Origin of the sequence: Streptomyces sp. KL109B (assembly GCF_030766935.1) — a bacterium.
Taxonomy (GTDB): domain Bacteria; phylum Actinomycetota; class Actinomycetes; order Streptomycetales; family Streptomycetaceae; genus Streptomyces.
The window spans coordinates 1218849-1232807 of sequence record NZ_JASERL010000002.1; the positions used below are offsets into that span (position 1 = coordinate 1218849).

General features: G+C 70.1%; 16 protein-coding genes. 11 read left to right on the top strand and 5 right to left on the bottom strand.

Going from position 1 to position 13959, the window contains the following annotated elements; translation table 11 throughout:
* Nucleotide 1: 1 nt before the first annotated feature.
* Complete coding sequence (locus RBJ65_RS11125) at nt 2-688, bottom strand: response regulator transcription factor (RefSeq protein ID WP_306318057.1); 687 nt, start codon at nt 686-688, stop codon at nt 2-4.
* 249 nt (nt 689-937) lie between these two features.
* Here RBJ65_RS11125 and RBJ65_RS11130 point away from each other — a divergent pair, with 249 nt between their 5' ends.
* The 8 genes from RBJ65_RS11130 (at nt 938) to RBJ65_RS11160 (ending at nt 7551) form a co-directional block, all read left to right on the top strand.
* The gene (locus tag RBJ65_RS11130) at nt 938-1717 is read left to right on the top strand and encodes an amino acid ABC transporter ATP-binding protein (RefSeq protein WP_306318056.1); all 780 of its coding nucleotides are present in this window, start codon (nt 938-940) and stop codon (nt 1715-1717) included.
* A gap of 93 nt (nt 1718-1810) precedes the next feature.
* Entirely contained in the window at nt 1811-2731 is a 921-nt protein-coding gene (locus RBJ65_RS11135) for a glutamate ABC transporter substrate-binding protein (protein WP_306318055.1), read from the top strand.
* Between the two features lie 156 nt (nt 2732-2887).
* Entirely contained in the window at nt 2888-3535 is a 648-nt protein-coding gene (locus tag RBJ65_RS11140) for an amino acid ABC transporter permease (protein WP_306318054.1), read from the top strand.
* Nucleotides 3532-4530 carry an amino acid ABC transporter permease gene (locus RBJ65_RS11145; protein ID WP_306318053.1) on the top strand — a complete coding sequence of 333 codons (999 nt, stop codon included), beginning with the start codon at nt 3532-3534 and terminating at the stop codon, nt 4528-4530. The genes RBJ65_RS11140 and RBJ65_RS11145 overlap by 4 nt, the downstream gene beginning before the upstream one ends.
* Nucleotides 4531-4717: 187 nt before the next feature.
* A complete protein-coding gene (locus tag RBJ65_RS11150; RefSeq protein WP_306318052.1) occupies nt 4718-6376 on the top strand; it encodes an FAD-dependent monooxygenase in 1659 nt (552 codons plus the stop codon).
* A 76-nt stretch (nt 6377-6452) separates the two neighbouring features.
* Nucleotides 6453-6524: a putative leader peptide gene (locus RBJ65_RS42080; RefSeq protein WP_372342327.1), complete on the top strand. Its 72-nt coding sequence runs from the start codon at nt 6453-6455 to the stop codon at nt 6522-6524.
* An 80-nt stretch (nt 6525-6604) separates the two neighbouring features.
* Complete coding sequence (locus RBJ65_RS11155) at nt 6605-7153, top strand: cysteine dioxygenase (RefSeq protein ID WP_306318051.1); 549 nt, start codon at nt 6605-6607, stop codon at nt 7151-7153.
* On the top strand, nt 7150-7551 hold the full coding sequence (locus tag RBJ65_RS11160; protein WP_306318050.1) for a rhodanese-like domain-containing protein: 402 nt from the start codon (nt 7150-7152) through the stop codon (nt 7549-7551). Before RBJ65_RS11155 ends, RBJ65_RS11160 begins: the two co-directional genes overlap by 4 nt.
* 249 nt (nt 7552-7800) lie before the next feature.
* Here the strand turns inward: RBJ65_RS11160 and recX are convergent, their stop codons facing one another.
* Both recX and recA read right to left on the bottom strand, forming a co-directional pair.
* Nucleotides 7801-8586 carry a recombination regulator RecX gene (recX, locus tag RBJ65_RS11165; protein WP_306318049.1) on the bottom strand — a complete coding sequence of 262 codons (786 nt, stop codon included), beginning with the start codon at nt 8584-8586 and terminating at the stop codon, nt 7801-7803.
* A gap of 6 nt (nt 8587-8592) precedes the next feature.
* Nucleotides 8593-9711 carry a recombinase RecA gene (gene recA / locus RBJ65_RS11170; protein WP_306318048.1) on the bottom strand — a complete coding sequence of 373 codons (1119 nt, stop codon included), beginning with the start codon at nt 9709-9711 and terminating at the stop codon, nt 8593-8595.
* A 228-nt stretch (nt 9712-9939) separates the two neighbouring features.
* Here recA and RBJ65_RS11175 point away from each other — a divergent pair, with 228 nt between their 5' ends.
* From RBJ65_RS11175 to RBJ65_RS11185, 3 genes are all read left to right on the top strand, one after another.
* Nucleotides 9940-10416, top strand: a complete 477-nt coding sequence (locus RBJ65_RS11175) for a hypothetical protein (RefSeq protein WP_306318047.1) — start codon at nt 9940-9942, stop codon at nt 10414-10416.
* A gap of 110 nt (nt 10417-10526) precedes the next feature.
* Nucleotides 10527-11441, top strand: a complete 915-nt coding sequence (locus RBJ65_RS11180; RefSeq protein WP_306318046.1) for an aminoglycoside phosphotransferase family protein — start codon at nt 10527-10529, stop codon at nt 11439-11441.
* A gap of 167 nt (nt 11442-11608) precedes the next feature.
* Nucleotides 11609-12391 (top strand): hypothetical protein, encoded by a 783-nt coding sequence (locus tag RBJ65_RS11185; RefSeq protein ID WP_372341236.1) that lies wholly within the window; start codon nt 11609-11611, stop codon nt 12389-12391.
* A gap of 47 nt (nt 12392-12438) precedes the next feature.
* On the opposite strand, the gene RBJ65_RS11190 is transcribed toward RBJ65_RS11185, so the two are convergent.
* Nucleotides 12439-13695, bottom strand: a complete 1257-nt coding sequence (locus RBJ65_RS11190) for an AI-2E family transporter (RefSeq protein ID WP_306318045.1) — start codon at nt 13693-13695, stop codon at nt 12439-12441.
* Between the two features lie 57 nt (nt 13696-13752).
* Entirely contained in the window at nt 13753-13947 is a 195-nt protein-coding gene (locus RBJ65_RS11195; protein WP_306318044.1) for a DUF3046 domain-containing protein, read from the bottom strand.
* Nucleotides 13948-13959 lie beyond the last annotated feature (12 nt).

Consider the following 13959-nt stretch of genomic DNA (forward strand, 5'->3'; position numbering starts at 1 on the left):
GTTACGCGGCCGGGGCGACGAGCCGGTAACCGACCCCCCGCACGGTCTCGATGAGCGTGGGCATCCGCAGCTTGGAGCGCAGCGAGGCGACATGCACCTCCAGGGTGCGCCCCGTGCCTTCCCAACTGGTCTGCCACACCTCGCTGATGATCTTCTCCCTACGGAAGACGACGCCCGGCCGCTGCGCCAGGAGGGCGAGCAGGTCGAACTCCTTACGGGTGAGTTGAACGACCTCGCCCGCGACCGTGACCTTACGGGTGGGCAGTTCGATGCCCACGGCCCCGAACCGCACCTCGTGGTCGACGACCGCGACGGGCTCCTCCTGCGCCGTGCGGCGGCTCACCGCGTGGATACGGGCGAGCAACTCCCCAATGTCGTACGGCTTCACTACGTAGTCGTCCGCGCCGAGGTTGAGCCCATGGATGCGCGAACGTACGTCCGCACGCGCCGTCACCATGATCACGGGCGTCGCGGTGCGCTTGCGGATCTTGCCGCACACCTCGTAGCCGTCCAGGTCGGGCAGGCCCAGATCGAGCAGCACGACACCGAAGGCGTCCGCCTCGGGCACCAGCGCCTGGAGGGCCTCTTCGCCGCCACGCGCGTGCTGGACCTCGAAGCCGTGCCGGGAGAGGACCGCCGAGAGGGCGCCCGCCACGTGGTCGTCGTCCTCGACGAGAAGCAGTCTCATTTCGGCCCCCTCACCTCTCCCGCACGGTTCACCAAGGCATCCACGCCGATAAGTAAGGACGACGTCAAGAGCCTTCTGGTTACGGCCGTGTTCCGTTACGCAGCCGGTATCCGCACCCCCGCGTCCCCTTCACGCATAGTGTCCGGTTGCGGCCGGATCGTTATGCTCAATTTCCCCTCAGATGTAATGACGCTGGTCGTATGGGGTTACTACTGTCCTCCCAACCGAGGAGGACGGAGCAAGACCCCGATGACCGAAGTTTCGGTGACCAAGGACGCCACTCCCCCTGCGGGCGACGCACTGGTCGCGCTGAGTCGAGTCAACAAGCACTTCGGCGCACTGCACGTGCTCCAGGACATCGACCTGACCATCGCGCGAGGCGAGGTCGTGGTCGTCATCGGCCCGTCGGGCTCCGGCAAGTCCACGCTGTGCCGCACGATCAACCGCCTGGAGACCGTCGACTCCGGCGACATCGCGATCGACGGCAAGCCGCTGCCCCAGGAGGGCAAGGAACTGGCCCGCCTGCGCGCCGACGTGGGGATGGTTTTCCAGTCCTTCAATCTCTTCGCGCACAAGACGGTGCTCGAAAACGTGACGCTGGGCCAGGTCAAGGTCCGCAAGACGGACAAGAAGGCGGCCGAGGAGAAGGCTCGCGCGCTGCTCGACCGGGTCGGTGTCGCCGCCCAGGCCGAGAAGTACCCCGCACAGCTCTCCGGAGGCCAGCAGCAACGCGTCGCCATCGCACGGGCGTTGGCGATGGACCCCAAGGTGATGCTCTTCGACGAGCCGACGTCGGCGCTCGACCCGGAGATGATCAACGAGGTCCTGGAAGTGATGCAGCAGCTCGCCCGGGACGGCATGACGATGGTCGTGGTCACGCACGAGATGGGCTTCGCCCGTTCCGCCGCGAACCGTGTCGTCTTCATGTCCGACGGCCGCATCGTCGAGGAGGCCGTCCCCGACCAGTTCTTCAGCAATCCGCGCAGCGATCGGGCCAAGGACTTCCTGTCGAAGATCCTGCACCACTAGACACGCGCCCGCGCGGGGGCCCAAACAGCCGTCATACGCGCGCGTGTTGCCTTTTTCCCACTGCCGTATCTGCCGACACGAAGGATGTTCACCATGAAGCTCCGTAAGTCCGCCGCAGCGGCCGCCGCCGTCGCCGCGCTCGCGCTGACCGCCACCGCCTGTGGCGGCGAGTCCGGCAACGCCGGAGACAAGCCCGCCGGGGCCTCGGGTGGCAAGAACCAGCCGAAGCTGCCCACGTACGCGGTGAAGAGCGACGTGAAGGTCGACTCGGCGACCCTGAAGAAGGCCCAGAAGGCCGGCAAGATCGTCATTGGTTCCAAGGACGACCAGCCGTTCCTCGGCTTCCAGGACTCCAGCGGCAAGCGCACCGGCTTCGACATCGAGATCGCCAAGATGGTCGCGGCCGACCTCGGCTTCAAGGCCGACCAGATCACGTTCAAGACGATCGACTCCGGCGTCCGCGAGACCACCATCTCCAAGGGCGATGTCGACCTCTACGTAGGCACGTACACGATCAACGACGAGCGCAAGAAGCAGGTCGGCTTCGCGGGCCCGTACATGATGGCCGGCGCCGACCTCCTCGTCCGCAAGGGCGAGAAGGACATCACCGGGCCGACCTCCCTGAAGGGCAAGAAGGTCTGCTCCATCAAGGGCTCGACCCCGCTCCAGGAGATCAAGAAGCCCAAGTACAAGGCCGAGACCGTCGAGTTGGCGAAGTACTCGGAGTGCGTGCAGCAGCTGCTCAACAACGAGGTCGACGCCGTCACCACCGACGACGCGATCCTGAAGGGCTACGCGGCGCAGAACCCGAAGAAGCTCGAGGTCGTCGGCAAGCCCTTCACCAAGGAGCCGTACGGCGTGGGCATGGGCAAGGACGACAAGGCCCTGCGCGACGCGGTCGCCGACGCCCTGGAGGCGCACGAGAAGAACGGCGACTACAAGAAGGCGTACGACGCGACGCTCGGCCTCTCCGGCGCCGAGTACACCGAGCCGCCGGCCCTGGAGCGCTACTGAGCCTCCGCGCGTTCAGCCGCCTGTCGCCTGTTCCGCAGGCAGTGAGTTGACCGTTCCCTGTACGCCGGTCCGCGCGGTGCCGATGTCGGTTTCCGCGTCGGCGTACAGGGGGCGGCTCCCTCTGCCCGACCGCTGCCGCCCCACGAGGAACTCCCCGTGAATGTACTGCTCGACCACCTTTCGGAATTCCGCGAGGGATTCCTCGGGACCATCGGCCTGACCCTGGCCAGTGGCCTGCTCGCGATGCTGCTCGGCACGATCCTCGCCGGTTTCCGGGTCTCGCCGGTACCGCCCCTGCGGTACTTCGGCACCGTCTGGGTCACGCTGTTCCGCAACACCCCGCTGACGCTGCTGTTCCTCGTCATCTGGTTCGCGGTGCCGCAGGTCCTCGACTTCGGCTTCAGCCCGTGGGTCAAGGCCCTGATCGTGCTGAGCTTCTACACCTCGTCGTTCGTCTGTGAAGCGGTGCGCTCCGGCATCAGCACGGTGCCGCTCGGGCAGGCCGAAGCGGCGCGCTCGATCGGCATGACGTTCTTCCAGACGCTCGGCCTGATCATCCTTCCGCAGGCGGTGCGGACCGTGCTGCCGCCGCTGAGCTCCATCTTCATCGCGCTGACCAAGAACTCGGCCATCGCCGGTGCCTTCAGCGTCACCGAACTGTTCGGCTGGCAGAAGCTGTTGAGCGACCAGGGCTACCCGATCGCCTGGGTCTTCCTGTGGGTGGCGCTCGGCTACCTGGTCATCACCTTCGCCATCAGCATCTTGTTCCGGGTGCTCGAGAGGACCCTGGAGGTCGCCCGATGAGTGCCAGCGTTCTCTACGACGCCCCGGGCCCCAAGGCCCGTACGCGCAACCGGATCTACACCGTCGTCGGTACGCTCGCGGTCCTCGGCCTCATCGCCTTCGTGGTCGCGCAGCTCGCGTCCAAGGACCAGTTCACCGCCGCCAAGTGGGACATCTTCAACTACGCGAACGTCCGCACGGCGATCCGCGACGGCATCCTGACCACCCTCAAGGTGTTCGCCGCCGCGGGCGCGCTCTCGCTGATCTTCGGCGTCGTCCTGGCGGTCGCCCGCTCCTCGGAACACCGGCCGATCCGCTGGCTCGCCACGGGCTTCATCGAGCTGTTCCGCGCCGTCCCACTGCTGATCACCATTTACGCCCTGTGGGTTCTTTTCCTCACCTACAAGAGCGACTTGGGCGTCATCGGCCAGAACAACGCCTTCTGGGCGCTCGTGATCGGCCTGACCGTCTACAACAGCTCGGTGCAGGCGGAGGTGTTGCGCGCCGGCTTCCAGGCCGTGCCGCGCGGGCAGGTCGAGGCGGCGTACGCGCTGGGTCTGCGCAAGTACCAGGTGATGACCACGCTGCTGCTGCCGCAGGCCATCCGGTCGATGCTGCCGACGATCATCAGCCAGTTGGTGGTCACCCTCAAGGACACCTCGCTCGGCTACATCATCACGTACGCGGAGCTCCTGTACGCGGCCCGCAAGCTGGCCAACAACACGCTGGTCGACGGCGTGTACCCGTACGTTCCCGTACTCATCGTGACCGGCGCGATCTACATCCTGATGTGTCTGGCGCTGTCCGGGCTCGCCAACTGGATCGAGCGGCGCGGCCGTCGCGCCAAGACGGGCATCAAGGTGGCCGCGGCCGCCGAACCCGTCGGCGAGGGCGGCCTGATGGACGCCGCGGACCTGCCGGGCGGAGCGGGCCACGGCGCGGGCGCCGTCGACGGGGACGCCGAGCAGCCGGCGAGCGATGACCGGTCCGAAGGACCCGGTACCACGAAGAGTTGACCCGGCCTCGGCCGTAGGGTCGAGCGGTACGGCGGCAGTGGCGATCACGCTACTGCCGCCGTCACTTGACGCAAGCACCGGCAGTGGGTTGCATACGCTCTGTGAACGCGCACCCCGCTCCAACTGCCCGTCCTTGTATGACCAGTACGCCGTCCGTGCGGCCCTCCGGGGCAGGAGGGGCCGCGCCGTGGACCCGGTGATCGTCGTCGGCGCCGGCCCCGTCGGGCTCGCGCTGTCCCTCGCTCTCGCCCGCCATGACGTACCGTCCGTGATCCTCGACGAAGGGCCCGGCAAGGACGAACCGCGCCCCGCCCGCACGGTGGTGCTGCGCGAGGACACCGCGGCCCTCGCCGAGCGCCTCGCGGGGCAGTCGTTCGACGGCGTGGGGGCCCGCTGGACCGGCTGGCGCTCCATGCGCCGCAAACAGGAAATGGGTGTGCTCACCTTCGGTGAGCCCGGTCGACCCGGCCGGCCCGGCGCGTCGGGTACGGCCGGGGATCCGCTGCCCGCCCCGCTGCACATCGCCCAGCACGACCTGACCGGCGCCCTGCGCAAGGCCGTCGCCGCCGAGCGGCTCATCAAGGTCGCCGTCGACAGCCGCCTCGACTCGGTCGAGGAGGAGAAGAGCGGCCTGACCGCCCACACACGCGGCCCCAAGGGCACGTGGTGGCGCGGCAGTTACCTCGTGGGCTGCGACGGACCGCGCTCCACGGTCCGCAAGCTCCTCGACATCCGCTTCCCCGGCCGCACCGCCGTCGAACGGCACGCGGTCGCCGCGCTGCGCGCGGAACTTCCGTGGCCCGGTGAGGCGTTGCTCCATCGGAGCCCTCCGTGGCGGACCTCGGGTCGATCGGGCTCGGAGGTCGTCGGCCGCCCCCTGGCCGACGGCGTCTGGCGCCTGGACTGGCTGCTGCCGCCCCGCAGCGACCTGGTGACCCCGGATGCCCTGGTGACGCGCATCCGGGAGACCCTCGCGGGCTGGTGCGGAGGCTCCACCCCGCCGTACGAACTGCTCGACACCGGAGTGCACACGGTCCACCACCGGCTCGCCCGCCGCTGGCGCGTGGGCCGGGTCTTCCTCGCCGGGGACTCCGCGCACCTGCTCGGCGCGCTCGGCACCCAGGGCCTGGACGAAGGGCTGCGCGACGCCGACAACCTCGCCTGGAAACTGGCCCTGGCCTGGCACAACGGCTCGCACGCCGCCCCCGAAGCGCTGCTCGACAGCTATCAGACCGAGCGCCGCGCGGTGGTCGCCGGGCGGCTGCGCGCCGCGGATCAGGCGCTGCCGATACTGCGCGGCGGTGGCGGGCTGCGCGCGTACGTTCCCGGGGCCGCGCGCGGGCACGACGCGCTGCTCACGGACGGTCACTTGGGGCACGGCCCGCTCGGCGCGCCGGGGTCGTACGCCGACTCGCCGCTCGCGCCCCCGCACTCCGTGTCGCAGGTGGAGGTGGGGACGGCGCCCGGCGCACCGGTCACCGACGTCGAAGTGACGGCTCCCGACGGCTCGTTCGTACGGCTCCGGGACCGGCTCGGCCAGGGACCGCTGCTCGTCGTCCTCGTCGCCCCCGGGACGGGCGTGTGGGAGCGCAAGCACTGGATGTCGGCGGGCCTGATGCCCCGGCTCGCGGCGGCCGTCGCCGCGCTCCCCCACGAGGCCGAGCTGCTCGTCGCGGAGAGCTACCCGCGGGCCGCGGCGCACACGGTGCTGCTGATCAGGCCCGACGGCCATCTGGTCACGGCCCTGAGCGGCGTACGCCCCGCGGAGCTCTACGAGGCGGCGCGCGCGGCCCTCGCCAGGCCCGCGGAGGAGAGCGGTCCGGTGAAGAGCGGCGCGGGGCGGTGAGTGGGCGGGGGCCGAAGGTGAGTTGACCGGCCCCTGACCCCGTGGTGTACTCCGGAGCGTGACGGTCGACAGCGATGTGCGCCTGTGGCGGAGGGTCCATATGGACCTGGTCCGCTACGCGGGCTGCGTGTGTCACTCGTCCTGCTGAATTCGCATCCTTCCTTCCGCGCGCACGCCGTACGGCGTGCGGTGCGCGCGTGCTGCTCGCGAACTCCCAGGACGGTTCCGGTGTCTTCTTCTCTGGTTTCTGCTTCCCGTACGTCGTCTTCTCGTACGTCGTCGGCCGCGCCCACGCAGGCCGACCTCCTCGCTTTCGTCCGCCGCGTCGCTGCGGACCACGACCTGATCGCCTCACTCCCGCTCGATCCGGAGGGCCGCACATGGGTGCGGCTCGAAGGCCCCGACGGCAGCGAGGCCTGGCTGATCGGCTGGCCGCCGCGCACCGGCACCGGCTGGCACGACCACGCCGAGTCCGTCGGCGCCTTCCTGACCGCGCGCGGCGCGCTCAAGGAGAACTCGCTCGCCGCCCGTCTGCCCACCGACGGCTGGAAGACCCTGGAGCTGTCCGAAGACGTCGACAGGCAGCGGCAGTTGACGGCCGGCGAGGGGCGCGCCTTCGGCCGCCACCATGTGCACGAGGTGCTGAACGAATCCCCCACCGAGCACGCCGTCTCGGTGCACGCCTACTACCCGCCGCTCCCGCGGATCCGGCGCTACAGCCGCACAGGTCCGGTGCTGCGCCTGGAGTCGGTGGAGCGCCCGGAGGACTGGCAATGAGCGATCCCCGACCACGTCCGGTGGGCATCGACGAACACCTGGAGCGGGTGCGGTCCGGGCTCGACCGGGTCGAGGCACGGGACGCGTTCGACGCGGCGTCGCGTGGCGAGGCACTCCTTGTCGACATCCGGTACGCGGCGCTGCGGGAGCGCGACGGCCTGATCCCGGGAGCCCTGGTGGTGGAGCGCAACGAACTCGAGTGGCGCCTCGACCCCTGGGGCAGCCACCGCGCCCCTGAGGCCACCGACCACGACCTGCGCGTCGTCGTCATCTGCAACGAGGGCTACGCCTCAACCCTCGCCGCCGCCTCCCTACACCAACTGGGCCTGCACCACGCCACGGACTTGGTAGGCGGCTTCCAGGCGTGGCGCACGGCGGGGTTGCCGGTGACCCGGTAGGCCTGGCACCACCCGCTAAGCGCTTCCACTGCCCCCCGTTGAGCCCCTCCGGCCCCGCCATTCAAGCCCCTCCGGCGCCACCACTTAAGCCCCTCCGGCGATTGAGGAGCGGGGTCCGGGGCAGAGCCCCGGGGGGCGCACCCCACGATGGGCGCCTCCATGGCAACCGTGGGGAACGGCCACCGTGGGGAACGCCCCGGCCCCCCGCAACCACGGCACCCGCAACAACCCCCGGCCCCCCGCGGAGCGCTACTCCCCGAACCCCAAGTCTCCGGTCTCTTCCCCCTCTTCCTCCAAGGCCCGCCGCACCACCCGCAACGCCATCCCCTCCGAATACCCCTTCCGCGCCAGCATCCCCGCAAGCCTCCGCAACCGCTTGTCCCGCTCAAGCCCCCGCGTGGAACGAAGCTTGCGCGCGACGAGCTCGCGCGCGGTCTCCTCCTCCCGGTCGGAGTCCAACTGCCCGACCGCCTCGTCGATCACCGTCGACTCCACGCCCTTGGTGCGCAGTTCACGCGCGAGCGCCCGACGGGCAAGCCCCCGGCCGTGGTGCCGCGACTCGACCCAGGCATCCGCGAAGGCGCTGTCGTTGATGAGCCCCACCTCTTCGAACCGGGTCAGCACCTCCTCCGCCACGTCCTCGGGAATCTCCCGCTTGCGCAGCGCGTCGGCCAACTGCTTGCGCGTGCGCGGAGTCCCGGTGAGCAGACGCAGACAGATGTTCCGCGCCCGCTCAGCCGGGTCTCCTGACGGCGCCCCCTGCTCGGCCCTCGACGAGTCAGGGGGGCCGTCGTCCTGTGCGGCGCCGGACGGATCCCCGAATCCGCCCCGGCGCCGACGTCCACGCGGACCGGCCCCGCCCCGCGAACGTCGTCCTCCGCGGCGCGCCCCGTCCGCCGCTCCGTGCCCCGCTTCTACGTCATCCCCGGCCTCGCCGTACGCCATGTCGTCGTACGCCCCGCCGTCCCCGCTCCCCCGGCCCTCGGGGACGGCGAAGCGCACGTCGTCATCGGCCCAGTCGGTTCGTCGTGTCACGGCGGACTAGCTCTTGGCCGCCGCGGCCTTGGACTTGGCGGCCTTGGGCGCGGGCACCGTCTTGGCCGCCTCCTCGGCGGGAGCGGCCTCCACCGCGTCCGTGCCCGGCTCGCTGCCCGGCTCCTCCGGGTGGACGCCTACGCCCAGCTTCTCCTTGATCTTCTTCTCGATCTCGTTGGCCAGGTCGGGGTTGTCCTTCAGGAAGTTGCGCGCGTTCTCCTTGCCCTGGCCGAGCTGGTCGCCCTCGTACGTGTACCAGGCGCCGGCCTTGCGGACGAAGCCGTGCTCCACGCCCATGTCGATCAGGCCGCCCTCGCGGGAGATGCCCTGCCCGTAGAGGATGTCGAACTCGGCCTGCTTGAAGGGCGGCGCGACCTTGTTCTTGACGACCTTGCAGCGGGTGCGGTTGCCGACCGCGTCCGTGCCGTCCTTCAGGGTCTCGATACGCCGGATGTCGATACGCACCGAGGCGTAGAACTTCAGCGCGCGGCCACCGGTCGTGGTCTCGGGCGAGCCGAACATGACGCCGATCTTCTCGCGCAGCTGGTTGATGAAGATCGCGGTGGTCTTGGACTGGTTGAGCGCGCTGGTGATCTTCCGGAGCGCCTGGCTCATCAGTCGGGCCTGCAGACCCACGTGCGAGTCGCCCATCTCGCCCTCGATCTCCGCGCGCGGCACGAGCGCGGCGACGGAGTCGATGACGATCAGGTCGAGGGCGCCGGAGCGGACCAGCATGTCGACGATCTCGAGAGCCTGCTCGCCGTTGTCCGGCTGGGACAGGATCAGGTTGTCGACGTCGACGCCGAGCTTCTTCGCGTACTCGGGGTCCAGGGCGTGCTCGGCGTCCACGAAGGCCACCTGGCCGCCGGCCTTCTGTGCGTTGGCCACGGCGTGCAGGGTCAGGGTCGTCTTACCGGAGGACTCCGGGCCGTACACCTCCACCACACGGCCGCGCGGGATGCCGCCGACGCCGAGGGCCACATCGAGCGCCGTCGAGCCGGTCGAGATGACCTCGATGGGCTCCTGGGTTCGGTCGCCCATGCGCATGACCGCGCCCTTGCCGAATTGCCGTTCAATCTGCGCGAGCGCGGCGTCGAGCGCCTTCTCGCGGTCGGTTCCTGCCATGGGTTCCACCCGGTTTGCTTGAGTCGATCGCTTCACGCCAAAGACGCTAACGCCTGCCACTGACAATCGGCCTCGACGCCTGTCTCGCCTGTGGATAACTCGAGGCCCTTCGCCTGGCCACCTTCCCCGAATCCCTTGGAAACACTGGGGAGAATGGCTCTGGACACTCCATAAGAATGGATGTTCGATTTTGGTGTCAAGCGCACCACGCGGTTCGGGGGAGATGCGATGGACGACTCACGGAGCGACACCTTCCGCCTGCGACGGGGCTCGACCGGGTTCCATCACCTCGGCGCCCCGCCGGCGCCGGGCACCGGTCCCAGGGCATGCCGCACCGCCTGGTACGCGGCGGCCCGTGCCGCCCACGGGCAGGTCGGGGACTTCGCGGAGCGGCGGTACCCGCGGAACTTCCACACCGCCACGATCGACGACCGGGGCGGTACGCACTTCGCGCTGTTCCACGCCTCCTGTCCGCTGGTCGCCTTCGTGAGCGGACAACACCACTGGTACACCGACGAGTTCCGGGACCCCCCGGCCTGGGCGGCCACCCTCGACGCCCACGGGTACACCGTCCTGAACGCGTCGCAACTCCTGTCGCCGCTCTCGGAGTCGGACACCTCTGACCTGTCCGCCGATGAGTGGCAGCAGATCAGGTACTGGAAGCCGGAGACCGTCGGCGCGGTGCTCTTCAACTCGTGGGACTGACGGCTCGGCTCGTGGGACGCACGGCCGGACCGCCCTTCGATGTCACAGGTCCGCAGTGGATCGCCCGACGCTACGGGCGCGTGCGTCACCTCCGGCTACCGTGGCTCCGCATGACCCACACCGCGATCGAGATCACCGCCGAGTTCGTCCGGGAACTGCTCCACGAACAGCATCCCGACCTGGCCGACCACCCCGTGCGGCTCGGCGCGCGCGGCTGGGACAACCAGTTGTGGCGGCTCGGCGACGACCTCGCCGTCCGGCTGCCCTGGGCCACCGAATCCGCGGACACGCTGCTGCGCAAGGAGCACGCCTGGATCCCCGGTCTCGCCCCGCGTCTCCCGTTGCCGGTCCCCGTTCCGCAGCGCCTCGGCGAGCCCTCCGAGCGGTTCCCCCGCCCCTGGATCGTCACCACGTGGGTGCCGGGAACGCCCGCCGACCACGCCCCCGCCACCGCGGCCGAGTCGGCCGACACCTTGGCCGCCTTCCTGAGCGCTCTCCACCAGCCCGCACCCGAAGGGGCGCCCGACGGCCGCGACCGGGGCGGGCCGCTGGCCGAGCACGCCGACGGCTTCGCCGAGCTGCTCGCCGAGGCCGTCGGACTGGGGTTGATCCCCGACCCGGACGCCGCCCGCGCCGTCTGGGAGGACGCCGCCGGTGCACCCGTGTGGTCGGGCCCGCCGCTCTGGCTCCACGCCGACCTGCACCCGGCCAACGTCCTGACCGCGGACGGCACGTTCTGCGGTGTGGTCGACTTCGGCGACCTCTGCGCGGGCGATCCGGCCTGCGATCTCGCCGCCCCTTGGCTGCTGCTGCCGGAAGCCGCCATCGAGCGCTTCCACGCCGCCTATGGGCCGGCCGCCGACGCAGCCACCCTGCGCCGTGCCCGCGGCTGGGCCCTGATGAAAGCCGTCGTCTGCATCCTCATCGGGCACGCCGGCGACCACGGCCGGCCCGGCGGCAAGCCCACCTGGGGCCCGCCCGGCCACACCGCACTGCGCCGCCTCCTCGCAACGGCCTCCCACTGACACACGCGTCCTCCACCGACGCGTCCGTACTCCCCGCGTCGTACGAAGAGTGTCTTCAGCCGGACGACGACCGCACGCGCGCGTGTGACGAGCCTTGTCCCCATGGACACCTGCCCGAACCGCCCCTCGCCCCGCCGCAAGGAGGTGCGCGGGTGATCACCGCACGCGTGGCGGCCTCGCCCGCCACACCCCACGGCCGGGGCCTGTGGCGCGCGGCCCGCCCCGCAGAGCGCCTGTGCTACCTGGTCGGCTCCCTCCTGGTCGTGTCCGGCCTCGTCCACGTCGTCGTCTTCGGGATCGACGGCGGCCCCTGGTACGGACCGGTCTCCTGGCGCAAGCCCATTACCTTCGGGCTCTCCTTCGGCCTGACGCTCATGGCCCTCACCTGGGTGACCTCGTATCTCAGGATCGGTGCCCGGCTGCGCGGCGCCCTGCTCGTGGTGTTCGCGGCGGACTGCGTCCTGGAGGTCGCCGGGATCACCCTTCAGGCGTGGCGCAAGGTGCCGTCGCACCTCGACATGGAGACCACCTTCGACAGCGTCGTCTCCATGTCCCTCGCGGTCGGCGGCGGCGTACTGGTGGCGCTCCTGACGTCGTTCGCCGTCGCGTCCTTCAGGAACCGGCCGAGCGGCCCCACAGGGATGCCCCTCGCCGTGCGCACCGGGTTCACCGTCCTTCTGGTGGCCCTCGCCTCAGGGGCGGCGATGATCGCGCGCGGTGTCGTCCTGACGCGGACCGGGCACCAGGAGGCGGCGTACCACTCGACGGCCGCCCTCAAGCCGCTGCACGGTGTCAGCCTGCACGCCGTCCTCGTGCTCCCCGCCCTGGCCTGGCTGATGTCCCGCACGGCCTGGAGCGACCGCCTCAAGCTGCGCGTCACGTACGTGGCGGTCGGCTGCTACGTAGCGGCGGTCCTCGCGTCCGCGCTCTGGGCAGCCTTCACGTACTGAGCTGAGGCACCGCGCGTACTGAGTCGCACCGCGGCCCGGGTTCTCGCCTACAGGTCCCCGGAATTCGAGTCCTTGGGGCCCGGCTCCCTGGACTCCGGGTCCTTCACGATGCGCCGCATCCGCGCGAGAAGGGACGCTCCCCGTATGCGGTGCCCATGCACGCGCGGGTCGTCGGTCACGTCGTAGCGCTTCACGTACGCCCCCAGGAACGCCTGCAGCGTCGCGACGGCCGGGATCGAGATCAGGGCGCCCACGGCCCCCAGCAGCGCGGTCCCCGCGATCACCGAGCCGAAGGCGACGGCCGGGTGGATGTCCACGGTCTTCGCGGTCAGCTTCGGCTGCAGCACATAGTTCTCGAACTGCTGGTACACGACGACGAAGACGAACACCCACAGCGCGTACCAGGGGTCCACGGTGAAGGCGATCAGCATCGGCAGCGCGCCCGCCAGATACGTGCCGATGGTCGGGATGAACTGCGAGACGAGGCCCACCCACACGGCGAGCACGGGCGCGTACGGGACGTCGAGCACCGCGAGCAGGATGTAGTGCGCGATCCCGGAGATCAGCGCCATGAGGCCGCGCGAGTAGAGATACCCGCCGGTCTTGTCGACGGCGATCTCCCAGGCGCGCAGCACCTCGGCCTGCTTGGCGGGCGGCAGGACCGAGCACAGCGCACGCCGCAGGCGCGGGCCGTCGGCGGCGAAGTAGAACGAGAACAGCAGGACCGTCAGGAGCTGGAACAGCCCACCGAGCACCTGCGCGGAGACGTCCAGAACGCCCGTGGCGCTGTTCTGGACGTACTTCTGGAGCCAGTCCGAGTGCAGCAGGCTGTCCTGCACCTCGACCCTGTTGAGCTCCGTGTGGAACGTGTCGTTGACCCAGCTGATGAGCTGGTCGAGGTACTTCGGGAAGTCGTCGAACATGTCCACGATCTGGCCCGCGAGCATCGACCCGAGGAGCACGACGAAGCCCAGGCTCACGATCGTCACGGCGAGGAACACCAGGAACGTGGCGAAGCCGCGGCGTAGCCCGCGCGCCGACATCCGGCTGACCGCCGGCTCCACGGCGAGCGCCAGGAAGAACGCGATCAGCACGTTGATCAGCAGGCCGATCAACTGGTGGAAGGCCCAGTAGCCCAGTTGAAAGCAGGCGATGAGGGCCAGAGCGAGCACCATGGCGCGCGGCAGCCAGCGCGGCATCCCCGCGCGTGGGGACGGCGCCGCGCCCGGCGGCCGCTCGGGCGGCGTGGTGCCGGGCGGCGCGGCGTCGTCCGCCACCTGGAAAGTCTCGTCTGTCGGTGCCACGCTGCCAGTCTCGCCCACGCCGCCGACAATCGTCGGCCGCCCCCGTTCCGTCACTCTTCAGCGCTTCTCGTCCGGTACGTCCATCGTGGTGCACACGACGCGCCAGACGTCCTTGGCCTCCCAGCCGGAATCGAGCGCCTGGTGGACCGTCCGCCCACCAAGTCCCGCCATCACATGGTCACGCGCGAACGTGTCGGCGTAACCGGATCCGAAGTGATCCGCCATTCTCTGCCAGAAGACCGTCAACCGCATACGTCCAGTATC

Excerpts from the sequence above, each read along its gene's own strand:
- RBJ65_RS11125 (WP_306318057.1), bottom strand. The coding sequence starts at position 688 with ATGAGACTGCTTCTCGTCGAGGACGACGACCACGTGGCGGGCGCCCTC.
- RBJ65_RS11130 (WP_306318056.1), top strand. The coding sequence starts at position 938 with ATGACCGAAGTTTCGGTGACCAAGGACGCCACTCCCCCTGCGGGCGAC.
- RBJ65_RS11135 (WP_306318055.1), top strand. The coding sequence starts at position 1,811 with ATGAAGCTCCGTAAGTCCGCCGCAGCGGCCGCCGCCGTCGCCGCGCTC.
- RBJ65_RS11145 (WP_306318053.1), top strand. The coding sequence starts at position 3,532 with ATGAGTGCCAGCGTTCTCTACGACGCCCCGGGCCCCAAGGCCCGTACG.
- RBJ65_RS11160 (WP_306318050.1), top strand. The coding sequence starts at position 7,150 with ATGAGCGATCCCCGACCACGTCCGGTGGGCATCGACGAACACCTGGAG.
- recA (WP_306318048.1), bottom strand. The coding sequence starts at position 9,711 with ATGGCAGGAACCGACCGCGAGAAGGCGCTCGACGCCGCGCTCGCGCAG.
- RBJ65_RS11175 (WP_306318047.1), top strand. The coding sequence starts at position 9,940 with ATGGACGACTCACGGAGCGACACCTTCCGCCTGCGACGGGGCTCGACC.
- RBJ65_RS11180 (WP_306318046.1), top strand. The coding sequence starts at position 10,527 with ATGACCCACACCGCGATCGAGATCACCGCCGAGTTCGTCCGGGAACTG.
- RBJ65_RS11195 (WP_306318044.1), bottom strand. The coding sequence starts at position 13,947 with ATGCGGTTGACGGTCTTCTGGCAGAGAATGGCGGATCACTTCGGATCC.